This is a genomic window from Rheinheimera soli (genome assembly GCF_021290985.1).
GTDB classification, from domain to species: Bacteria; Pseudomonadota; Gammaproteobacteria; order Enterobacterales; family Alteromonadaceae; genus Pararheinheimera; species Pararheinheimera soli.
In genome coordinates, this window is the sequence record NZ_JAJOYU010000010.1 from 102,154 (window position 1) to 123,289 (window position 21,136).

The 21,136-nt window shown below is 46.2% G+C and carries 21 protein-coding genes; 15 read left to right on the forward strand and 6 right to left on the reverse strand.

What is annotated here, in order from left to right; genetic code table 11:
• The first annotated feature begins 14 nt into the window (after positions 1-14).
• The 8 genes from LSG37_RS09135 (at position 15) to LSG37_RS09170 (ending at position 6,686) form a co-directional block, all read left to right on the forward strand.
• Entirely contained in the window at positions 15-725 is a 711-nt protein-coding gene (locus LSG37_RS09135) for an SURF1 family protein (RefSeq protein WP_233079580.1), read from the forward strand.
• Positions 726-1,223: a hypothetical protein gene (locus LSG37_RS09140; RefSeq protein WP_233079581.1), complete on the forward strand. Its 498-nt coding sequence runs from the start codon at positions 726-728 to the stop codon at positions 1,221-1,223.
• Positions 1,223-2,203 (forward strand): COX15/CtaA family protein, encoded by a 981-nt coding sequence (locus LSG37_RS09145; protein ID WP_233079582.1) that lies wholly within the window; start codon positions 1,223-1,225, stop codon positions 2,201-2,203. The genes LSG37_RS09140 and LSG37_RS09145 overlap by 1 nt, the downstream gene beginning before the upstream one ends.
• Complete coding sequence (gene cyoE, locus LSG37_RS09150) at positions 2,196-3,101, forward strand: heme o synthase (RefSeq protein WP_233079583.1); 906 nt, start codon at positions 2,196-2,198, stop codon at positions 3,099-3,101. The genes LSG37_RS09145 and cyoE overlap by 8 nt, the downstream gene beginning before the upstream one ends.
• Before the next feature lie 15 nt (positions 3,102-3,116).
• Positions 3,117-3,755: an SCO family protein gene (locus LSG37_RS09155; protein ID WP_233079584.1), complete on the forward strand. Its 639-nt coding sequence runs from the start codon at positions 3,117-3,119 to the stop codon at positions 3,753-3,755.
• 227 nt (positions 3,756-3,982) lie between these two features.
• Positions 3,983-4,999 carry a 5'-methylthioadenosine/S-adenosylhomocysteine nucleosidase family protein gene (locus LSG37_RS09160; protein ID WP_233079585.1) on the forward strand — a complete coding sequence of 339 codons (1,017 nt, stop codon included), beginning with the start codon at positions 3,983-3,985 and terminating at the stop codon, positions 4,997-4,999.
• A 12-nt stretch (positions 5,000-5,011) separates the two neighbouring features.
• Positions 5,012-5,461, forward strand: coding sequence for a DUF3592 domain-containing protein (locus LSG37_RS09165; protein ID WP_233079586.1), 450 nt, complete (start codon positions 5,012-5,014; stop codon positions 5,459-5,461).
• Positions 5,462-5,864: 403 nt separating this feature from the next.
• Positions 5,865-6,686, forward strand: coding sequence for an ankyrin repeat domain-containing protein (locus tag LSG37_RS09170; RefSeq protein WP_233079587.1), 822 nt, complete (start codon positions 5,865-5,867; stop codon positions 6,684-6,686).
• Between the two features lie 237 nt (positions 6,687-6,923).
• Here LSG37_RS09170 and LSG37_RS09175 read toward each other — a convergent pair whose 3' ends face one another.
• Positions 6,924-7,931: a polysaccharide deacetylase family protein gene (locus LSG37_RS09175; protein ID WP_233079588.1), complete on the reverse strand. Its 1,008-nt coding sequence runs from the start codon at positions 7,929-7,931 to the stop codon at positions 6,924-6,926.
• A 72-nt stretch (positions 7,932-8,003) separates the two neighbouring features.
• On the reverse strand, positions 8,004-8,582 hold the full coding sequence (gene nfuA / locus LSG37_RS09180; protein WP_233079589.1) for a Fe-S biogenesis protein NfuA: 579 nt from the start codon (positions 8,580-8,582) through the stop codon (positions 8,004-8,006).
• Between the two features lie 126 nt (positions 8,583-8,708).
• Here nfuA and LSG37_RS09185 point away from each other — a divergent pair, with 126 nt between their 5' ends.
• Entirely contained in the window at positions 8,709-11,264 is a 2,556-nt protein-coding gene (locus LSG37_RS09185; protein WP_233079590.1) for a M14 family zinc carboxypeptidase, read from the forward strand.
• On the opposite strand, the gene LSG37_RS09190 is transcribed toward LSG37_RS09185, so the two are convergent.
• The gene (locus LSG37_RS09190) at positions 11,261-11,962 is read right to left on the reverse strand and encodes a ComF family protein (RefSeq protein WP_233079591.1); all 702 of its coding nucleotides are present in this window, start codon (positions 11,960-11,962) and stop codon (positions 11,261-11,263) included. The genes LSG37_RS09185 and LSG37_RS09190 overlap by 4 nt on opposite strands.
• Positions 11,963-12,016: 54 nt before the next feature.
• Between LSG37_RS09190 and bioH the strand changes: the two genes are divergently transcribed.
• The 3 genes from bioH to LSG37_RS09205 all read left to right on the forward strand — a co-directional run bounded on the left by bioH (position 12,017) and on the right by LSG37_RS09205 (position 14,054).
• On the forward strand, positions 12,017-12,772 hold the full coding sequence (gene bioH / locus LSG37_RS09195; protein WP_233079592.1) for a pimeloyl-ACP methyl ester esterase BioH: 756 nt from the start codon (positions 12,017-12,019) through the stop codon (positions 12,770-12,772).
• Positions 12,773-12,899: 127 nt separating this feature from the next.
• Positions 12,900-13,169, forward strand: a complete 270-nt coding sequence (locus LSG37_RS09200; protein ID WP_233079593.1) for an excinuclease ATPase subunit — start codon at positions 12,900-12,902, stop codon at positions 13,167-13,169.
• A gap of 9 nt (positions 13,170-13,178) precedes the next feature.
• Positions 13,179-14,054, forward strand: coding sequence for a putative metalloprotease CJM1_0395 family protein (locus LSG37_RS09205; RefSeq protein WP_233079594.1), 876 nt, complete (start codon positions 13,179-13,181; stop codon positions 14,052-14,054).
• Between the two features lie 63 nt (positions 14,055-14,117).
• On the opposite strand, the gene LSG37_RS09210 is transcribed toward LSG37_RS09205, so the two are convergent.
• The 3 genes from LSG37_RS09210 to greB form a co-directional block, all read right to left on the reverse strand.
• Positions 14,118-16,439, reverse strand: a complete 2,322-nt coding sequence (locus LSG37_RS09210; protein WP_233079595.1) for a Tex family protein — start codon at positions 16,437-16,439, stop codon at positions 14,118-14,120.
• 142 nt (positions 16,440-16,581) lie between these two features.
• The gene (locus LSG37_RS09215; RefSeq protein WP_233079596.1) at positions 16,582-17,946 is read right to left on the reverse strand and encodes an aldehyde dehydrogenase family protein; all 1,365 of its coding nucleotides are present in this window, start codon (positions 17,944-17,946) and stop codon (positions 16,582-16,584) included.
• A gap of 8 nt (positions 17,947-17,954) precedes the next feature.
• Entirely contained in the window at positions 17,955-18,440 is a 486-nt protein-coding gene (greB, locus tag LSG37_RS09220; protein WP_233079597.1) for a transcription elongation factor GreB, read from the reverse strand.
• A 303-nt stretch (positions 18,441-18,743) separates the two neighbouring features.
• On the opposite strand from greB, the gene LSG37_RS09225 reads away from it, so the two are divergent.
• The 3 genes from LSG37_RS09225 to envZ all read left to right on the forward strand — a co-directional run bounded on the left by LSG37_RS09225 (position 18,744) and on the right by envZ (position 21,097).
• On the forward strand, positions 18,744-18,947 hold the full coding sequence (locus tag LSG37_RS09225) for a hypothetical protein (RefSeq protein WP_233079598.1): 204 nt from the start codon (positions 18,744-18,746) through the stop codon (positions 18,945-18,947).
• A 107-nt stretch (positions 18,948-19,054) separates the two neighbouring features.
• Entirely contained in the window at positions 19,055-19,780 is a 726-nt protein-coding gene (ompR, locus tag LSG37_RS09230) for an osmolarity response regulator transcription factor OmpR (protein WP_233079599.1), read from the forward strand.
• A complete protein-coding gene (gene envZ / locus LSG37_RS09235) occupies positions 19,781-21,097 on the forward strand; it encodes a two-component system sensor histidine kinase EnvZ (RefSeq protein WP_233079600.1) in 1,317 nt (438 codons plus the stop codon).
• Positions 21,098-21,136: the final 39 nt, after the last annotated feature.

Genomic DNA, 21,136 nt, shown 5'->3' on the forward strand with positions numbered 1-21,136 from the left:
CGGCTGGTTATAAGATGCAAGCTCAGCCGTTTGCCCATTTATCCAGACACTGGCTGCTGGCTCTGTGTACTCTGGCTGCTTTTGTCTTATTGATCAAGTTAAGTTACTGGCAGTGGCAACGAGCCGAATATAAACAAGCTCAACTGGATCAACTGCATAGCGCACAGCAGCAAGGCCCGGTTCGTTGGACTGATGTACCAGCAATTCCCGTCGAACAACTGGATGGTCTGGAATTGCAAGGCAAAGCGGTTTGGTTAAAACCAGCAGTCTGGTTGCTGGATAATCAACTGATCCAGGGCAAACCAGGTTATGACGTGGTGATCCCTGTGCTGGTATCGAATCAGGGGCCAGCCTTATTGGTAAATTTAGGCTGGATTGAAGCCCCTATGAGCCGCGATCAGTTGCCTGAATTGGATATTCCTGCCGAATTTGAGATGGCAGGCTTGTTACGCACCGAATTAAAAGGTTTCAGGTTGGGCCTGAATCTGGAAGAAACCGGGCTTTGGCCGCAGCGTATGCAACAAGTTGAACCCGCTGAATTATCAAGAGTATTAGGCCAGGAGCTTTATCCGGCTTTGCTGTATCAATATCAATCCCCTTATTTATATCACTACAAAGCTGTAGTGATGCCACCGGAAAAACACCGTGCTTATGCTCTGCAATGGTTATTACTGGCTGTTGCTGTCGTAGTTGTGGCTTGGTTTATGTCGAAAAAGGAGCTTTAAATGGCCAAGAAGAAGTTTTTAGTGCTGTTTTTGTTGTGTTCTTTATTGCCTTTGGCTTTTGCTCAGGCATTTTTATCTTTGGGCTGGTTTGGCAGCGCCACCACCAACAAAGGCCAGTGGCTGAAGGAAGAAATCATATTGTTACCGGCGGCCAGCGGCGATGTGCACTGGCGACTGGTGTATGTCACCAATGAAGCAGTATGCACAACGCTTTGCCAGAATGCCCATTACGGTATGCAGCAAGTGTATACAGCCCTTGGCCGTAAGCAGCAGCATCTGGATTTATGGCAAACAGGAGGTAACAAACCTCAAGTCTTGCAGTGGCAACCTTTGCCTGCTGGTGTTGATAGCCTGCAGCAACAGCTGGTACTGGTAGACATGCACGGTTTGGCATTAATGACTTATCCGGTGGCGGAAGATAAAACGCAGATGGTGCAAACAGGTAAAGCCATTCTGACCGATTTAAACAAGCTGCTGAAATACGACAGGGGGTTGTAATGAAAACCCTGAAACGTCTTGTCACTGGCTCTATAGTTCTGACCATGCTGGTTATTATCCTTGGTGCTTATACCCGCTTGACCGATGCAGGTTTAGGTTGTCCGGACTGGCCAGGTTGTTACGGCTTCTTAAAGGTGCCACAGCAGGCTCATCATATTGAGCAAGCTCAGGCTTTGTTCCCGGAACGGCCGCTGGAGAGTCATAAAGCCTGGAATGAAATGATCCACCGTTATTTTGCCGGTACTTTGGGCTTACTTATTCTGGCTATTTTCCTGTTCAGCCTGAAACAAAAACGACTGTTGTTGCCGTCCTTATTGTTAGGTCTGGTGATCTTCCAGGCGGCTTTAGGCATGTGGACTGTCACTTTGGCTTTGCATCCTGTGATAGTGATGGGGCATTTATTGGGTGGTTTTACGCTGCTGTCTTTATTGGCTTTGTACTGGTGGCAACTGCAACCAGCTCCTGTCATTGCAGTGAAACAAAGTTTGAAGCTGTTGTTTTGGCCGGTATTGCTGGTGCTGGCAGCACAAATTGCCTTGGGCGGCTGGACTGCAGCCAATTATGCCGCTTTGTCCTGTATTCAGTTACCTGTCTGTGAGCCTGGCTGGACCAATCAGCTTAATTTTGATGAAGCTTTTTCGTTGCACTTGGGCTATGACAACTACGAATACGGCGTGATGAGCCAAAGTGCACGAGCTACAGTGCATGTGATGCACCGCATAGGAGCTGTGATTACTTTAGTGGTAGTGGCTGCCTACGCCATAGCCTTGTTGCGCAGCAGTTCAGGTGTGCTGAAAAAGTTAGCTTTAGCTGTACTGGCACTTTTGGTGCTGCAATTTAGTTTGGGGCTTGCCAATGTAGTACTGCATTTGCCTTTGGGTAATGCGGTGGCACATAACTTTGTGGCGGCCAATTTAGTCATGTGTCTGGTGGTCATTGGGTATCAGCTGCACAGAAACAAGGAGTCTGCTTATGCTTAAAGTTCTGGCGTTACCCCAACACTACAGCCAGCAATGGCGCGATTATTATCAACTGACCAAACCTAAAGTGGTGGCGCTGTTAGTGCTGACAGCCTGGGTGGGTATGATGCTGGCGCAGCCCGGTTTGCCTAAATTAGGCCTGATGATAGCGGCGACTTTAGGCATAGGCTTATTGTCAGCTGCAGCCGCAGCCATGAATCATATAGTGGATCAGCGTATTGATGCGCAAATGGCCCGCACCTACAACAGACCCGTAGCCCGCGGCCGTTTATCGACAACGCAAGCCGTTAAGTTTTCAGTACTGCTGGCTGGTACTGGCTTTCTGCTGTTGTTTATTGCAGTGAATCCACTGACAGCCTGGCTAACCCTCGCCAGTTTGTTTGGTTATGCCGTGGTCTACACCATGTTTTTAAAACGAGCGACGCCGCAGAATATCGTGATTGGCGGTTTAGCTGGTGCTATGCCACCGCTGTTAGGCTGGACAGCTATGACAGCTGAAGTACATGCACACGCCCTGTTATTAGTGATGATTATATTCACCTGGACGCCGCCGCATTTCTGGGCGCTGGCTATTCATCGCCGCGACGACTATGCCAAAGTAAATATGCCAATGTTGCCTGTGACCCACGGCATCGAATTCACCAAAAGTGCCATTTTCCTTTATACCCTGGTGCTGTTCTTGGTGTGCTTATTGCCTTATCTGGTCGGTATGACGGGTGCTGTGTATCTGGTCGGAAGCACAGTGCTGAATTTAGGTTTTATCTGGTACGCCTGGCAACTGAAGTTTAACGCTAAACCTGAAACCGCTATGGCTACTTTTAAATTTTCGATTTGGCATCTGATGGTGTTATTTTTGGTATTGTTGCTGGACCATTATTGGTTTATCTCAGCGCTTTAACAGAAAGAGGATTGTATGCAGAAGTGGTTATGGGGTCTTGTAGCGGTAGTCGCATTGGCGGCTGGTCTGTGGTTATCTGCCAGTTTTAAATCCACTACAGCAGATCCTGTGGCTGCTTTGGTCTACCCAACACCTAGAGCCTTAACTGACTTTAATTTACTGGATGAGCAAAATCAGCCAGTGGGTGTAAAGGATTTGCAGGGGCACTGGACGCTGATTTTTGTCGGCTACACCCATTGCCCTGATATTTGCCCTATGACCATGGCGAAGTTAGCTGGTATGTATCAGGATTTAGTGAAGCTAACACCTGAACCACTGGAAATCTGGTTTGTGTCGGTCGACCCAAAGCGGGACACGCCTGAGCAATTAGCTCAGTACATCAGCTACTTTAACCAGGCGCCTATTAAAGCTAGAACAGCCGACCACAAAGATTTATTCCCTTTTATCCGCCAACTGGGTTTGATGTATGCCATTAATGAGGGTACAGAAGAACGTTATACCGTCGATCACAGTGCCAGCTTAGCACTGCTCAATCCACAAGGCGCAGTAGTCGCTATGTTTAAACCAGAAATGAAACCTGGCGCAGTGCCACTGATTAATAACCAACAATTTTTAGCCGATTATCCTTTGGTGATAGCTGCAGCAACTCGCTAACTTTGATGCAGTGCCCTTTGGGTGACTGCATCTTACGTTTTGTAGGTTGCAATCGCCGCAGGCATTGCAACGCTGTGTAATCGAAGGCATTACAACTATTGTTCTGCAGAACATATCATCACTAATCCAACCTCAGGCTTTACAAGCTATTGCGACAGGCCCTATGGTGGGAGATGTATGCATAACAAGAAGTTATGGGACAAACTCCACCACAGAAGCAGAGCCTTATGAAAAAATTTCTATCCAGCGCCTTAGTCCCACTGCTGATTCTAGCTGTGGCATTTAGCCTTCATGTCAGCGCCGAAGATTTTAGTCAATATGGTCCAAAAGAATTTACCACCCCCAATAAATGGACAGCGATAGTTGCTGCTTATGAGCCGGAAATTAAGGCTATAGATCAGGCCTTTGCCGAGCTTAAAGACGCAAAAATAGAAAAAACACTGACCATCCGCGGCGTAAAGTACCAATTAGGCCATTATAAAGGTGAACCCATTGTCATTTTTACTACGGGTGTCAGCGTGCCAAACGCCGCAATGACAATGCAAATGGCGCTGGACTATTTTCCTATTGAACGGGTCGTGATGATGGGTATTGCTGGTGCTGTGGATCCACAATTCCAGCCGGGCGATATAGCTATTCCTGAACGCTGGTACTTCCACGATGAATCTGTTTATGTGAATCCTGATCCGGCCAAACCCGGCAAATTTATTCTGCCCGATTATTATGAACAGGCATTAGCAAGCTACCGGAAGCGTAAAAAGCAGGACCCGCATTCACCTGCCTACGAAAACTTTGGTTATATCCATCCTGAAGAAATGGCCGTGATTAAACAAGGCTGGGACAGCCCGCAGCAAATGCCTTATTTCACCGCCACAACAGAATTAATCGAGCTGGCCAAAAAAGCGGTTGCTACTATAGATCCAATCAAAATGCCATCTGGTCACCCAATACAAATCAAAGTGGGAGGTAATGGTGTAACAGGCTCGGTATTTTTAGATAACGCGCAGTACCGCCAATGGCTGCAAAAAGTATTTCAGGCAGAAGTCACTGAAATGGAATCGGCTGCTGTGGCTCAGGTCTGTTTTGTGAACGAAGTCGACTGGATAGTGATCCGCTCCGTCAGTGATTTAGCCGGCGGCCAACAAGGTAAAAACGAAGAAAATGTGTTTGATGCCATAGCCTCAGGCACTGGCACTAAATTGCTGCTGGGGTTGTTGGATCAGATAGTGTTGGCAAGGCCCTGATTGGGGATATCGATGTTTAACAACAGCAAAACCTTTTTTATAATAATGTTTGTTGGGGCCTCAATCTGGTGCCTTTACTTAGGCCACATAGCAATAGAGGGTTTAAAGGCTAGTGGATGGCCCAGTGTTGATGGTGTTATTACTTCTGGCAGTGCAAAGCGTGTCGATCACAGCAAAGAGCGGTATATCATTGAAGTTGAGTATAAGTATTCAATTGGGCATAAAAGCTTCACAGGTAATAGATTATCGAACTTAAACTCCTTACTCGACAGCTCAGAAAAAGACATCGCTTTAAAGCGATACTCCGCTGATAGTAGTGTGAAGGTTTATTACGATCCCAATAACCATCAAAACGCTTATTTAGTCACAGGGGTACACTTAGTCACTTATGTTTTATGGTTAGCTTCTTTAGGTATGGCTGTATTTTCAGTGCTTAGTTTGAGAAAACTCCTGAAAACTTAAAGCCTGTGCTTTTAAGTACATCTGTTGTTTTTTCTTTAAACTCAATGAAATTAAATCAATAAATTGTTTTGGGAAAAGGGCAAGATCTGACCCCAGAAGTGGTCTTCTCAAGCGTCGGAGAGTGTTAGCTAAGAATCGGTAGATTGTGGGTCTGCGTAAATTGGCTGGAGTTTATTGTGCTTTTAACAAGGTGTTTTGGGGCACAGGGCAAGACCTGACACCTAGCCCTGACACAGATCCACTGTTTGAGGGATAGATTTATTGGGTGTTTTTATGATCTGTCGCTGTTTTTTTTTCTTTAAACTCACTGAAATTAAATCAATAAATTGTTTTGGGGCAAGGTGTAATACCTGACTCTGAGGGTTCTTGGGATGGGCGCTATGTGTAAACGGGCCGGTACATCATGTTAAAAATGCTCATTAATTGTTTGGTTTTAGTATGTTCACTCAATGCTTGTGCATCAGACCCAATCTTTGGAACGTTGGACAAGTCACAACGTAAACACAATGAAAATCAACGCCAGACCTTGTTGATTATGATGGATTTGGATGAGCTCTATCCAGACTCTCACGTAAGGGCGCTTGCCAAAGCAGCTGGAAAAGGGGATATCCTAAAAGTCCGTCAGTTGGTTGCTAGTGGGGTGAATGTTAATGCTCAGGGACGTTCAAAAGCCACGCCTTTGTATTGGGCTATCCGCAAAAATAACTTGGCTGGCTTTGAGGCTTTGCTAAAGCTTGGAGCCACGCCTAATGTGCGTTTTGATGATTCGGGAACAATGATGCATTGGGCAACTAGGCATCAAGACAGCCGTTTCTTACAGCTGGCATTATCATACGGTGGCGACCCAAATCTGCGAGGCGGGATGTATGACAGCCCAGCAATTTGGGAAACAGTTAAGTCAGAGAATACAAATATCCCGAATAATTATTATCAGTTGATTGCAGCCGGAACAGACCTTGAAATCAAAGATAACATAGGTACAACATTGTTAGGGCATGCGGCGGCTTTAGGTCGATATGATGTAGTTCTGGATTTGTTAAATCGCGGTGCTAATTTTCAAATGGTGAATCGCATGGGTATGGTTTTATTGTTTCATTGTTTGGATCGTGATGAAAAGGTACTTGATAACAAATCTTCTGTTTATCAACAAAAGAAAAAAGTTGAACAATGGCTGCGAGACCGAAATATTGATTACAGTAAAGTTAAGCCAGAACAGATTAAATAGACGGTCTTTTTTGAAATAGTTTCGCTTGAATATGCTTTGAACTACTTAGTCAAAACGACGCTGTTTACCAGTTAATAGGGTTGAGGTGTAGCAAAACCACCAGCGGCCCGGTCACCCTTTTCTGGTTGCGGTGGTCAGGGCAAATCGGTGGGGTGAGCAATCAGTGCTTGAGCCAGTAGTCATATTCTCAAAATGGCAAATTCTTAAGCTTGTGTTACATGCCCTATTTTCGAACCACTACTCCATAACCCAAGGCTGGGAATACCAGTAGAAATAGCCTTTTTTACTTAACGAAGGGGCTGTGCAGTTATAGCGTTTATGGCTGGTTTTTAGCTTTTGACCCGCTTGAGCGCTAAAGGTGTCCGGTTTTAACCAGCTGACTTTAATGGGCTCGCCATTGCTAAAGCAATTCAGCTGGCTGGTTTTAAAATCTGAGCTATCGATTTGCAAAGTCAGAGTGGGTGGGTTTGGGCCTTTGACCGGATCTGCTGCTATATAGCGTTTGACTGGCAAGGCCAGAGTTTTTAACTTAGGTATAAAGTGTTTTAAGGCTGCATACTGGCTGGACGAAGGATAACGCGGCAGGCGGGTCATCAGGCTGTTCAGGCCCACAGCGCCGGATTGCTGGCCTATGCCAATAAAACCCAATTCTTGCACCATCTGCTCCAGCTCAACACTAAAGTCGCCATATGGGTAAGCCAGCCACTTGTGTTTAATGCCCAGCTGTTGTTCTAACTGAGTTTGCGCCAGCAAAATATCGGTTTTCACTCGTTTCAACCAGTCTGCTTTGCTTTCGCCTTTGTTGGGTTTCGCCAGATGTGCATGGTAAGAGCTGTGGTTCGCAATAATAACGCCGTCTTTTTGCAGCTGTTTGACTTGATCCCAACTTAATACCGGCCCTTCTTTGCGGTCTATTAAAGCTGGGCTTAAAAACACCGTATAAGGAAAATCAAACTCCTGCAAAATAGGGTGCGCCTGATGGTAAATATTGTCAAAACCATCGTCAAAAGTGATCACTACGGCATTGTCGTCCGGCTCTTTTCCGTTTTGAAGTTGCTCTAACAAAGTATCGAGCCCAATCACCTGATAGTTGTGGTCTTTCAAATACTGCAAATGAGTGCGGAATTCTTGCGGCGTCACGCTGGTAGAACGGGGAGTCTGAGTGCTGACATGGTGGTACTGTAAAATAACAGCAGCGTAGCTTGAAAAGCTCAGTAAAACCAACAAACAGGCCAGCAATTTCATTTGTGAACTCCTTTTGAATCAATACAATAAAGGCCACATCAAGTGGCCTCTGTATTTCATAAATAGCATAAATCAGTAATAAGAATGCTCACCGCGCTGGTGGTCAGTCACATCACGTACCGCTGTTAATTCACCGGCAAAACGTTGCAGCAGTTCTTTTTCGATGCCTTCTTTTAAGGTTAAATCGACTTGTGAACAGCCATTACAGCCACCGCCAAATTGCAGTACAGCAATACCATCATCGGTCAGTTCGACCACAGAAACACGACCACCATGGTTAGCCAACTGAGGGTTAATTTCTGCATCAATCACGTATTGCACTTTTTCCTTCAGTGAAGCGTCGTCGTTCACCTTACGTACTTTGGCGTTTGGCGCTTTTAATGTCAGCTGAGAACCCATCTGATCGGTGACAAAGTCAATTTCAGCATCCACTAAAAAAGGTTTGCTTTCGGCATCTACTATTGCGATAAAACCTTCAAATGGCAGCTCTAAATCTGTGCTTTCTACCGCATCGGCAGGGCAGTAAGACACGCCACATTCCGCAGAAACAGTGCCCGGGTTGACCACAAATACGCGGATATGAGTACCAGCGGCCTGTTTTTCCAGCAGTTTACGAAAATGGCTCTGCGCCTGTTCTGAAATGGTAATCATGTGGTAGTACCTGACTAAATTACTAGGTTAATGGCTATGATACTCTGACTTCCTGTACCTTGCCAGCCCCGCTTGTCGGGCCTGACTTTTTATTGCTAAGGTAGCGCCCAGAAAGGGAGAAAAACAATGTATAAAATAACAACTATTATCAGTGCTTTATTATTGGGATTGAGTAGCCAGTTCTCAATGGCTGCGCCACAAAGCCCGCAACAATTTTTTGGTTATCCAGTGGGCGAATGGCATTTGCGCCATGATCAAATTCAAATGTATTTCCAGCAACTGGCCACAGCGTCAGATAAAGCCCAACTGGAAGTTATCGGCTATACCCATGAACAGAAACCTGTATTGCAGCTTATTGTTTCTTCTGCTGAAAACTTAAAAAAGTTGGAACAAATCCGCCTACAGCATCTGGCTCAGTTATCTACAGGTACTGAACTGGCAAATGATTTGCCACTGATTGTCTGGCTTGGTTATGGCGTACATGGCAATGAGTCCAGCGGCCCTAATGCTTCAGTGCAGCTTGCCCATCATTTATTGACAAGCACAGATGCCGAAGTACAAGACTGGCTGAAAAATACAGTGATACTAATCCAGCCCAGCTTAAACCCAGATGGATTAGATCGTTTTGCCAATTGGGCCAATATGCACAAAGGCAAAGCGCCTGTAGCCGACCCACAAAGCCGTGAACATATAGAACCCTGGCCGAATGGTCGCCCTAATCATTATTGGTTTGATTTAAACCGGGACTGGTTACCACTGGAACACCCGGAAAGCCAGGCCCGCATCAGCCAGTTTTATAAATGGCGTCCGGCCGTGGTGGGCGATTTTCATGAGATGGGGCCTAACACTACTTTTTTCTTTCAGCCCGGCATTCCGACCCGTACTTACCCTTTAACGCCAAAAGCCAATCAGCAACTGACCGCCAAAATTGCCGATTACCACGCAGCAGCTTTGGATAAAAAAGGCCGTTTGTATTACACCGAAGAAAGTTTTGATGATTTTTATGTAGGTAAGGGCTCTACTTATCCTGACGTAAACGCCAGCGTAGGGATTTTATTTGAACAGGCCAGTAGCCGTGGTCACCTGCAGGACAGTATCAATGGTCCTCTGTCTTTTAGTAAAACCATTGAAAATCAGTACATAGTGTCGTTATCGACCTTGCGCGGTTCGGTAGCGCAAAAAAAAGCACTGCAAAGCTATCAGAAAGCTTTTGTATTAGAGTCAGAGCGTCTGGCTGCCGATGAGTCTGTAGCTGGCTATGTGATTGCTGAGACTGAAGATAAAACCAGATTAGCCAGCTTACTGAACTTGTTAAAACAGCATCAGATCAAAGCCTACCCGATCAATGAACGCTGGCAGCATAAAGGCCAGACCTACCAAAAAGGTCAGGCTTATTATATTCCGCTGCAACAGAGCCAGTATCTGTTATTAAAAGCTGCGTTTAGCACCCAAACTAACTTCCAGGACAATACTTTTTATGACGTTTCAGCCTGGACTTTACCTTATGCTTTTAATATTGAATTCAGTACCGTAGCGCGTAAACCTGCTGGTGTAGCTGAAGCTCCATGGGAGCCTCAATCCGAAACGGCGCTGATGCCATCCGCTGGTGCCTATGCTTACGCTTTTGACTGGAGCGATCAAAAGGCACCTTTGTTAACGCAAACGCTGTTAGAGCAAGGCGTGGTATTACGTGCAGCCAGTAAAGCCTTTTTCGCCAAAACTGCGGATGGTGAGCAGGCTTTTAATGCCGGAGCTATTGTTATTGCTGCGGGTTTGCAACAACACAACAACTGGTTTGAACTACTGGGTAAAGCCCAGCAACAGGTCGGTTTAAGCATCACAGCTTTAACTTCAGGCTTAACCGCTAAGGGTCAGGATTTAGGCAGCAATGGTTTTGTGCCAGTGACTAAGCCGAATGTATTGTTGGTGGCCGGTCCTGATGTGAATTCTACAGAGGCAGGTGAAGTCTGGTTTAACCTTGAAAAGCTGGCGGGCATTTCCCCTAGCCTGATTGAACCTCAGCGTTTAGGCCGGGTCGATTTATCCCGTTACACTCATATCATTTTGCCGGACGGCAGCTACAACAGCCTGCAACAAAAAGAGCAACAACAGCTCAATCAGTGGGCGAAACAAGGTGGTGTGTTGTGGGGCCATAAAGGCGGGGCAGCATTTCTGGTGCGCGCAGGTTTACTCAAAGCAAAAGCCTGGACGCCGGCTGATATGGCGATGCTGATTTCAGATCAACAATTAAGTTATGCCGATAAAGAAAGTCTGGCTGGTCAGCGCCGTATTGCCGGTGCTATTTACCAGACTGAACTGGATTTAAGCCATCCTTTAACTTTTGGTATCAACCGCAAAGACTTAGCTGTGTTTAAAAATGGCACCTTTTTACTGGCCCCCAGTGAAGACCCATTTATCAACGTGGCTTTATATACAGATAAACCTCAACTTGCTGGTTACACAGCGCCTGAATACGTCAATCGTATTGCAGATGGTGCTGCATTAATAGCTCATAACCATGGCAATGGCCGGGTTATTGCCATGACAGATAATCCGGTATTCCGTGGTTATTTTGTCGGCTCCAGCCGTTTATTAGTGAATGCTATGTATTTTGGCAAAATGTTCAGTGCTGAATCGTCCGATGGTGAAGGCGAAGAGGCCGATGAAGAGGAAGCCCACTAAAGTACCCTGGTAATAGCCAGAGTCCAGACACTGACAGTCTGGACTCCTTTGGCTTTTAACAAAGCGCTCAGATAATCCAAAGTGGCTCCTGTGGTGATCACATCGTCCACCAGTACTACGTGACTGGGTAAAATACCTTCCTTCAGTTGAATTTTTCCTTTTAAGTTATCCAGTCGTTGCCTGCGGTTTAATCCTATCTGATGGGGCACTAAATCCGGGCTTTGAAATAAGCTGACACAAGGTTTCTGCCAGGCTTTAGCCAGTTGTAATGCCAATAACTTTGCCTGATTAAAGCCTCGATCCTGCAGCCTGTTTACCGAGATAGGGGTATAGCTGATGCAATCCGGCAATTCCCCGGCCTGCTGTTGATACAGCTGTGCCTGTTGGTAAAACAACTGACATAACAATTCGCCCGCAGCATGCTGTTGCTGAAATTTCCAGCTGCTGATCCAGTGCCTGTAAGGCTGCCTGTACCAGCTCAGGCTATACAGCCTGTCAAACTTCACTCTGGGCAAACCTTTGGCAACATCAGGCAATAACAAAGCATTGTGATCCACCCAGCTTAAATCCAGCTGGGGTAAATGACTGTGGCAATAGTCACAAAGCTGAGTTTGTGGCTGCTGCACCTGCATCTGGCACCATAAGCAACAGTTGGGCGCCAGCAAATGTACCAGCTGCTGCAGCAAAGTCGCTTGCATCCGCATCCCTGCTTTGATAAAAGGCCAGACATAACAATAAGTATGGTCGAGCTGATGACAGAACAAACAAAATTTAACCAAAATCCGCTGGTGTTATTGCATGGCTGGGGTTTAAACCATCAGGTTTGGTCTCAGCTGTTGCAGGCATTGCCAAAAGAACTTGATATTCTGACGCCGGATTTACCAGGCTTTGGTCTGTCACCTTGCCCTGCTTCTTATGATATCGACAGTGTTTTAGCTGTGCTGGCTGAGCAAATTCCGGATCAAAGTGTAGTGATCGGCTGGTCTTTAGGTGGCCTGCTGGCCATAGCTTTAGCCAGCCGATACCCGCATAAAGTGAAAAAGCTGGGGTTAATTGCCAGTTCCCCCTGTTTTATGGCCAAAGATAACTGGCCTGGTATGCAAAGCACTGTGATGCAGCAGTTTGCCGGACAGTTACAGCAGGATCTGGCTTTAACAGTAGAGCGCTTTTTGGCGATTCAGGCGATGGGTAGCAGTACGGCACGTCAGGACATTAAATTGCTAAAACAAGCCGTTTTGAGTTTGCCCCTGCCTTCAGCTTTCGCTTTGCAAGGTGGATTGGAATTATTAGCCACCTTAGATTTGCGGCAGGAATTTGCCGCTTTAACTCAATCGGTTTTTATCCTTTTGGGTCGTTTAGACTCTTTGGTGCCTGTTGCTATAGCACCTTTACTCCAAAGTTTGCGACCTGAACTGCAGATAGAGCTATTACAAAAATCCTCACATGCGCCTTTTATTTCGCATCAGGACGAGTTTATTTCCCTGTTATCCCTACATATAGCGGCATAATTCTTAACTAAATTAGAAAAACCTGCATTTTGGCGGCAAATAATTGCCGCCGAGCTTTCGTTTTGCCGAAAAATGGCTAATAATCACCCAGTTCAATTGGTCAGTTTAATTAGTCAACGAGGTCATGATGGAAATCAGTTCAGCCTTTACGAGCGGTTTTCAGGGCTTTCAGCGTGCATCTGACGCTGTGACTGAAGCAACCGTCAATATAAATCAGCAAGCTGCCCAAAGCAGCAATCAGCGGGCACTGGAAACTCCGGTCGAGCCAACTACTGGCCCATCGATGGAGCAAAGTCTGGTGACTTTAAGTAATGAACAAATTAACGCTGAAGCCAACCTGAAGTCGGTAAAAACTGCCGATGAGATGTTGGGTTCTGTTATTGATTTAAGGGTGTAAAAAGCTTTTATGTTACTCACTTCAAATTATCCAAATGTGCCTTTGCACACTGGTAATCCGGCCATGGATATGGCCCGGCGTGATAATTTGCGCCGTGAAGTGATAGAACCTGTAGCAGCTATGGAACGGTCCGCTGCTGAAAAAGGCCTGATGGCGGATGAAAAAAGCCGCAATGGCAACGCCTCTACTTATGAAGATGTTAAAACTAAAGGTCTGGAATACCGCCAGGCGGTAGTGGAAAAAGAATCCCAGTCTGATTCAGAGCAAGACAAGAAAAACTCTTCCGGTCAGCAGAAAGATGACCCTCAGCAGCAAAAAGAAGAGCAGGCTGAGCAAAAACGTGTTGCTGAGTTAAAAGCCCGTGATCGGGAAGTGAAAATTCATGAACAGGCACATGCTGCTATTGGTGGCCAGTATGCCAGTGCGCCAAGCTACGAATACGAAACCGGTCCTGATGGTCAACAGTATGCAGTGGGTGGTGAAGTTCGTATTGATATTTCAGAAATTCCGAATGACCCCCGCGCTACTATCCAGAAAATGCAGCAAGTCAAAGCTGCAGCTTTGGCTCCAGCTGAACCTTCAGGTGCAGATCGTTCAGTGGCAGCTCAGGCCAGCCGGACTTTAATGGAAGCTCAGGCTGATTTGACCGCAGAGATTGCGGAAATGGTCAGAAGCAGATCAGAGCAGGTATCTCAAAGCTCAGAGGTATCCGACATTGAATGGGAACCTTACGAAGTGTCTGCAAGCAATCAAAATGAATTTACAGCACCTCAATTTGAGTCTTTACAACGTGATCCATTGATGACATTAAGATCGGATGTAATCTCAGGTTTTTATGCCAAAGCAACGACGCCAGCAGAGCGGCCTTTATTGCAAATGGCCTAAAGCGCAGGTTCTGAAAAAATAAATGCCGGGAAATTCCCGGCATTTATTTATCTGGCTAAACTATTACTTTTTAAACTTGGCAAAAGCCTGAGCAAAAGCATCACCCATAGCTGCATTCGGCACTTCAGCTGTTTTAGCAGGCTTAGCAGATTTAGACTGAGATGAGCCTGAAGAACGTGACGAGTCTTTACCCGCACCACCAGCGCCTTTTACTGCAGGTTGTTCATCCATTCGCATGGTCAGGGCAATACGTTTACGGTCCAGTTCTACTTCCAGTACTTTCACTTTGACTATATCGCCTGCTTTGACCACCTGATGTGGGTCTGAAACAAACTTGTCGGTTAAAGATGAAATATGCACTAAGCCATCCTGATGCACACCTATATCCACAAAAGCACCAAAATTAGTGACGTTAGTGACTACACCTTCCAGCAACATGCCTGGTTTTAAGTCGGCCATAGTTTCTACGCCGTCTTTAAACACAGCGGTTTTAAACTCTGGGCGTGGGTCACGGCCCGGTTTATCCAGCTCTTTAATCACGTCTTCTACTGTAGGCAAACCAAAATGTTCGTCAACCAAATCAGCAGGATTCAGGCTTTTTAAGAAAGCGCTGTTGCCCAGTAATTGCTCGATCGGCTGACCAAATTTCGCCAGAATTTTTTCCACTAAAGGATAAGCTTCAGGGTGAACAGAAGACGAATCCAGCGGATCTGAACCTTTGTTAATACGCAGGAAACCTGCGGCCTGTTCGTAGGCTTTAGGGCCTAAACGGGCGACTTTGAGTAAATCTTTACGCTGCTGGAACCGACCATGAGTATCACGGTAGATCACAATGTTTTGCGCCAGAGTTTTGTTTAAACCAGCGACACGGGACAATAGAGGCACTGAGGCCATATTTAAATCCACACCTACGGCGTTTACACAGTCTTCGACTACGGCGTCCAATGACTTGGCTAACAAGCTTTGGTTGACGTCATGTTGATACTGCCCAACACCTATGGCTTTAGGCTCAACTTTCACCAGTTCAGCCAACGGGTCTTGCAAACGACGTCCTATAGACACAGCACCACGTAAGGATACATCCAGATCCGGAAATTCCTGTGATGCGAGCTCAGAGGCCGAGTACACCGAAGCTCCGGCTTCTGACACCATAATTTTGCTGATGTTTTGCTCTGGCAGAAGTTTGATCACATCGGCTGCTAACTTGTCGGTTTCACGCGAAGCAGTACCGTTACCAATAGCAATCAGCTCAATTTTATGTTGCTTGGCTAAAGCGGCTAAAGTGCGGACTGATTTGTCCCAGTGATTTTGTGGCGCATGTGGGAATATAGTGGTTTGATCCACCAGCTTGCCGGTTTCATCAATAGCCGTGACTTTCACGCCAGTACGCAGGCCAGGGTCGAGCGCCAGAGTTGCGCGCATACCGGCAGGGGCGGCCATTAATAAATCTTTTAAGTTACGGGCAAATACCTTAATGGCTTCTTCTTCAGCCTGTTCACGTAATTCGCCTAATAAATCGTTTTCTAAATGCAGGTGTAATTTTACTTTCCAGGTCCACTGCACAGCGGTACGCAGGAAATCATCGGCAGCGCGGCCTTGCTGGCGCACATCAAAATGATTGGCAATCATTTGCTCACAGACAGCATGAGCTGAAGCATCGTCGGCGTCAGGTTGCAATTGCAGGTTTAAAATACCTTCGTTACGGCCACGGAACATAGCCAGAGCGCGGTGTGACGGCACTGTTTTAAAGGATTCTTTGTGCTCAAAATAATCACGGAACTTGGCGCCTTCCTGCTCTTTACCTGCCACCATAGTACTTTTCAGTACAGCGTTCTGGCTTAAATGACGACGTAATTTCGCCAGCAAAGCGGCATCTTCAGCAAAACGTTCCATCAGAATGTATTTCACGCCATCCAGCACAGCTTTGCTGTCGGCAAAACCTGCGTCCGCATTGAAGTAGCTGGCAGCTTGTTGTTCAGGCACTAAAGTTGGGTCATTAAATAAAGCGTCGGCTAAAGGCTCTAAACCTGCTTCAATAGCAATCTGGCCTTTGGTGCGGCGTTTGGCTTTGTAAGGCAAATATAAATCTTCTAAACGGGTTTTGTTGTCCGCTGCCAATAAGTCCTGCTTTAACTCTGGCGTCAGTTTGCCTTGTTCATCTATGGTTTTGATAATGACCTGACGTCTGTCTTCCAGCTCGCGTAAATAAGTTAAACGTACATCCAGGTTACGCAGCTGGGTATCATCCAGGCCACCTGTCACTTCTTTACGATAACGGGCGATAAAAGGCACTGTTGCACCTTCATCCATCAGCTGAATAGCTGCAGCAACCTGCTCCGGGCGTGCGGAAATTTCCAGAGCAATTTGTTTAATGATCATAGACATAACTTAAAGCTTCCTTAGCATCTGGCGACTTTACTCTAAGTAAAAGCCAGACTGGTTCTTATCAACTGCGGCAATTGTCCACTGTTAGGGCTAAAAAATCCAATAGCAAAACGCTGAAGCGTCCGTACTCTGCACCGAGTGGCTAGCTCAACCAGCCCAGCACTTTACGTTTCCACTCTGCATAAGGGGCAAAACGCACAGGCGGCTCAGGCCAGAGTGGCCGTTTTAGTACAGACTTCAAATGACTGAACTGCTCGAAGCCTGCTTTGCCTGAATATTGGCCCATGCCACTCGGACCTACTCCACCAAAGGGAAGTTCAGACACGGCCATAAACATCAGCACATCGTTGATACACTGACTGCCACTGCTGATTTGTTCTACCCACTGCTGTTGCTGTGAGCTGTTATTACTAAACAAATAGGCAGACAGTGGCTTATCGCGTTTTTGCACAAAACGCACTGCAGCGTCAAAGCTATTGATAGAAAGTATCGGCAAAACAGGGCCAAAAATTTCTTCTGTCATCAGGCGGCTCTCGAGCGGTGGCTCCAACACAATGGTAGGACTGAAATACAGCTGTTCTGCATCAGTTACACCACCACAATACACTGCCACACCATCCAGATAACTTTGCACCCGCTGTAAATGACGTTGATTAATGATGCGGCCATAATCCGGGCTCAGTTTCGGATCCGCGCCATACATCTGGTGCAGCTGCGTTTTAATTTCTTCAGCCAGCGCCTGACAGATATCTTTGTGTGCCAGAATATAATCCGGCGCTATACAGGTTTGGCCTGCATTTAGCCACTTGCCCCAGGCAATACGCTGGGCTGTCAGCTTTAAATCTGCACTGCTATCGACATACACCGGGCTTTTTCCACCCAGCTCTAAAGTCACTGGCGTTAAATGTTCAGCGGCGGCGCGTAATACAATTTTGCCAACCTGGCCATTGCCTGTGTACATAATATGATCAAAAGGCAGCTTCAACAGTTCCGTGGTTTCCATCACGCCACCTTCCACTACAACCACAGCTTCTTTATCTAAATACAAAGGCAGCAACCGGGCCATAATGGCTGATGTGGCAGGGGCTAATTCAGAGGGTTTCAGCACAGCGCAATTACCAGCTGATAACACAGCCACTAAAGGGGCTAAGGTCAGTTGCAGCGGATAATTCCAGGCGCTGATAATCAATACTGAACCATAAGGTTCAGGCTGAATAAAAGCCATAGAAGGAAAGGTACGCAATCCTGTGCTGACCCGGCGTGGCTTAGCCCAACTATTCAGTTTTTTCAGGCAATGTTTAATATCGCTGTGCAAATAGTTAATTTCGCTCAACAGCGCTTCAAAAGCCGGTTTGGCTAAATCCTGCTGCAACGCCTGCAATAACTCAGTTTCGTGTGTGGTCAGTAACAACTGCAGCTGTTTTAATTGCTGCTTGCGCCAACTCAGGCTTTTGGTGGCGCCGCTGGAAAAAAACTCTTGTTGTTGACTCAATAACTGTTGATACATAACACACCTTAGCCTTTGGCTTGCGGATACCAGATTTTATTAATCCACCATTCTTTGATGCCAGTGGGAGTGGGCACTTGCACTTCATCATCTATTTGTTTTTTGATCAAAGCACGGGCCATAGGAGCATCTATCGAAATGTAATCATTGCGGCCGTAAATTTCGTCAGGCCCAACAATGCGAAAGGTCAGCTGTTCGCCTTCGCTGTTTTCAATGGCTACCCAGGCACCAAAAAACACACGCCCTTCCTGCTGGGGCGCGTAATCCACTACTTTAATCACTTCAAGACGCTTCCGTAAGTACCTGATCCTTCTATCTATTTCGCGAAGAAGCTGTTTGTTGTATTTGTAGTCCGCGTTCTCGGATCTATCGCCCAGGCTAGCCGCCCATGCCACTTTGGCTGTGGTATCAGGGCGCTTTTCCCGCCATAAATGGTTTAATTCCTGTTGCAAGGCTTCATAACCTTCGCGGGTGACTAACTCTGTTTTACTCATGCTATCCGGTGTTGATTTGAAAAAAGAAAGAACTGCTGTTCTGGTCTGACTTTATAACCATTTAACGCTGAAGTGGAAAGAGAAGGTCATGAATTTCAACAGATAAGTCAGATACTTAAAAACCACTATTTTTCTTTTGCAATAAAACAATAAATAAAAATGCTTAAAAATTAATTGCTTACGTAAATATTTGAAAATAATTCAAAATATTTATTCACTGTCATTTAGATGTAACAAAAATATGTTAGGCGATTTTGGCTGGGCCAACTATAGTGAAAATGTGCTTAATAAAGGAGGCCAACAATGAAAGCAAAATTAACAGGTCTGATAGTCCTTGCTACGGCTCTTGTGATGACAGGGTGCAGCTCAGCGCCAGATTACGCTTATGTGATTGATCAAAAGACCTTAGAGAAACAGGAAAACTCCACGCGACTGAGTGCTCATACCGGTCACGTGGTGTGGATGAATCCGCCGCTGCGTAAAGTAGAGAAGGTGCAACCTGAATAAGTTGCCCAAACAGAAGCAGACAAACTTTGTAACAACTGAACCCGGCGCATGCCCTCCATGCTCCGGGTTTTTCGTTTATAGTGAGCTTCATTTGCGGAGGGATTTGTATGCTCGGACAAGAAACAACAAAAATTTTAGTAGTCGACGATGACATGAGATTACGTTCTTTATTAGAACGTTATCTGGTAGAACAGGGTTATATTGTCCGTACCTCCGCCAACTTCGAGCAAATGCAACGTTTAATGGAACGCGAAAATTTCCATCTGGTGGTGCTGGATCTGATGTTGCCAGGCGAAGATGGGTTGTCCATTTGTCGTAAGCTGCGCCAACAAGAAAATGAAATTCCTATCATTATGCTGACGGCCAAAGGCGATGAAGTCGATCGTATTATTGGTTTGGAAATGGGCGCTGACGATTACCTGCCTAAGCCTTTTAACCCGCGTGAATTATTGGCCCGTATCCGCGCTGTATTACGTCGTAAATCCAAAGAGTTACCTGGTGCGCCTGCAGTTGAGGAAAGCCAGGTGAAGTTTGGACCTTTTGTATTTAACCTCGCGACCCGTGAAATGCGTAAAGGCGACGAGCTGATGCCTTTAACCAGTGGCGAATTTGCAGTACTGAAAGTGCTGGTGACTCATGCCCGTGAACCTTTGTCGCGCGATAAATTAATGAATATGGCCCGGGGCCGTGATTATTCAGCGATGGAGCGCAGTATAGATGTTCAGGTGTCGCGCTTGCGTCGTATGCTGGAAGACGACCCGACTAACCCACGTTATATTCAAACCGTATGGGGTTTGGGTTATGTGTTTGTACCTGATGGTGCAGTCAACTAAATGCGATTGTTTCCGCGCAGCGCTTTTGGTCAGACGGTATTTCTGATTGGTATTTTGTTGTTGATCAATCAGCTGGTGTCGTACTTATCCGTGGTCTATTACGTGATTAAGCCCAGCTATCAACAAATTAACCATCTGATCGCTAAGCAAATCAAAGTGGTCTTTATCGATGTGGAGCATAACGAAGTGCTGCTGTCGGAAGAGCTGACCAAAAGATTCCAGCAAGCCACAGGCATTGAAGTGTATACCGATGCGACAGCACCTTTACATGGCTTAAATGAAGCCAGCTATTACCCGTATTTCTCGTCTGAAATGTCACAAGAGCTGGGTGGACCAGCCGAAGTGCGTATTGCTCAGCAAAGCAGTTATGCCTTTTGGGTGAAACCACCGCAAGCACCACAATATTGGGTGAAAGTACCTTTAAGTGGGCTGGATGAAACTGATTTCTCACCGCTGAAAATTTATGTTCTGGTGATAGGGTTTTTAAGTGTGGCAGGAGGCTGGTTATTTGCACGGCAACTGAACAGGCCTCTGCAAGGCTTGCAACAAGCTGCATTAAAAGTAGGGCGGGGCGAAATGCCTGATCCTCTGCCTGAGCATGGTTCCACTGAAATAGTGGCTGTAACCCGTGCTTTTAACCGTATGGCCAAGGGTATCAGTCAACTGGAGAAAGACCGAGCTTTGTTAATGGCTGGTGTATCGCACGATTTGCGTACTCCTTTGACCCGTATTCGCTTAGCCAGCGAAATGGTCAGTGAACAGGACAGCTGGATCAAAGATGGTATTGTCAGTGATATCGAAGATATGAACGCCATTATCGACCAGTTCATTGACTACATTCGCCATCACAAAGAAGAAGCACTGGATGAAGAAGATTTAAACCTGCTGGTGCAGGAGCAAATCAGTGCCGATCGGCTGCAAAAACGCGAAATTATTGCCAGCCTGAGCGAGTCATTACCGCTGGTGCCGTTGCGCCGCATTGCGATCAAACGAGTACTGAATAACCTGATAGAAAACGCACTGAAGTATTCAGAAGGTGCTATTGAAGTCAGTACAGGTCTGGAACGCGCCAGCCGTAAGGTCTATGTGCAGGTGCGGGATCATGGCCCTGGTATTCCTGAACATGAAATGCAGCGTATGTTTGAGCCTTTTGCTCAGGGTGACACAGCCCGGGGCAGTGGAGGTTCGGGTTTAGGTTTGGCTATTATCAAAAAGATTGTTGATATGCATCATGGGCAAATCAGTATGCATAACCATGCTTATGGCGGATTAGTGGTGACGGTCTATTTGCCAGTGAGCCCAACCAAAGCAGCATAAAAAAGGCTCCAATACGGAGCCTTCTTTCATTAAATCAAA

What these genes read in the sequence shown, in the direction of transcription:
- LSG37_RS09135 (WP_233079580.1), top strand. Translation starts at nt 15, where the DNA reads ATGCAAGCTCAGCCGTTTGCCCATTTATCCAGACACTGGCTGCTGGCT.
- LSG37_RS09140 (WP_233079581.1), top strand. Translation starts at nt 726, where the DNA reads ATGGCCAAGAAGAAGTTTTTAGTGCTGTTTTTGTTGTGTTCTTTATTG.
- LSG37_RS09145 (WP_233079582.1), top strand. Translation starts at nt 1,223, where the DNA reads ATGAAAACCCTGAAACGTCTTGTCACTGGCTCTATAGTTCTGACCATG.
- cyoE (WP_233079583.1), top strand. Translation starts at nt 2,196, where the DNA reads ATGCTTAAAGTTCTGGCGTTACCCCAACACTACAGCCAGCAATGGCGC.
- LSG37_RS09155 (WP_233079584.1), top strand. Translation starts at nt 3,117, where the DNA reads ATGCAGAAGTGGTTATGGGGTCTTGTAGCGGTAGTCGCATTGGCGGCT.
- LSG37_RS09160 (WP_233079585.1), top strand. Translation starts at nt 3,983, where the DNA reads ATGAAAAAATTTCTATCCAGCGCCTTAGTCCCACTGCTGATTCTAGCT.
- LSG37_RS09165 (WP_233079586.1), top strand. Translation starts at nt 5,012, where the DNA reads ATGTTTAACAACAGCAAAACCTTTTTTATAATAATGTTTGTTGGGGCC.
- LSG37_RS09170 (WP_233079587.1), top strand. Translation starts at nt 5,865, where the DNA reads ATGTTAAAAATGCTCATTAATTGTTTGGTTTTAGTATGTTCACTCAAT.
- LSG37_RS09175 (WP_233079588.1), bottom strand. Translation starts at nt 7,931, where the DNA reads ATGAAATTGCTGGCCTGTTTGTTGGTTTTACTGAGCTTTTCAAGCTAC.
- nfuA (WP_233079589.1), bottom strand. Translation starts at nt 8,582, where the DNA reads ATGATTACCATTTCAGAACAGGCGCAGAGCCATTTTCGTAAACTGCTG.
- LSG37_RS09185 (WP_233079590.1), top strand. Translation starts at nt 8,709, where the DNA reads ATGTATAAAATAACAACTATTATCAGTGCTTTATTATTGGGATTGAGT.
- LSG37_RS09190 (WP_233079591.1), bottom strand. Translation starts at nt 11,962, where the DNA reads ATGCAAGCGACTTTGCTGCAGCAGCTGGTACATTTGCTGGCGCCCAAC.
- bioH (WP_233079592.1), top strand. Translation starts at nt 12,017, where the DNA reads ATGACAGAACAAACAAAATTTAACCAAAATCCGCTGGTGTTATTGCAT.
- LSG37_RS09200 (WP_233079593.1), top strand. Translation starts at nt 12,900, where the DNA reads ATGGAAATCAGTTCAGCCTTTACGAGCGGTTTTCAGGGCTTTCAGCGT.
- LSG37_RS09205 (WP_233079594.1), top strand. Translation starts at nt 13,179, where the DNA reads ATGTTACTCACTTCAAATTATCCAAATGTGCCTTTGCACACTGGTAAT.
- LSG37_RS09210 (WP_233079595.1), bottom strand. Translation starts at nt 16,439, where the DNA reads ATGTCTATGATCATTAAACAAATTGCTCTGGAAATTTCCGCACGCCCG.
- LSG37_RS09215 (WP_233079596.1), bottom strand. Translation starts at nt 17,946, where the DNA reads ATGTATCAACAGTTATTGAGTCAACAACAAGAGTTTTTTTCCAGCGGC.
- greB (WP_233079597.1), bottom strand. Translation starts at nt 18,440, where the DNA reads ATGAGTAAAACAGAGTTAGTCACCCGCGAAGGTTATGAAGCCTTGCAA.
- LSG37_RS09225 (WP_233079598.1), top strand. Translation starts at nt 18,744, where the DNA reads ATGAAAGCAAAATTAACAGGTCTGATAGTCCTTGCTACGGCTCTTGTG.
- ompR (WP_233079599.1), top strand. Translation starts at nt 19,055, where the DNA reads ATGCTCGGACAAGAAACAACAAAAATTTTAGTAGTCGACGATGACATG.
- envZ (WP_233079600.1), top strand. Translation starts at nt 19,781, where the DNA reads ATGCGATTGTTTCCGCGCAGCGCTTTTGGTCAGACGGTATTTCTGATT.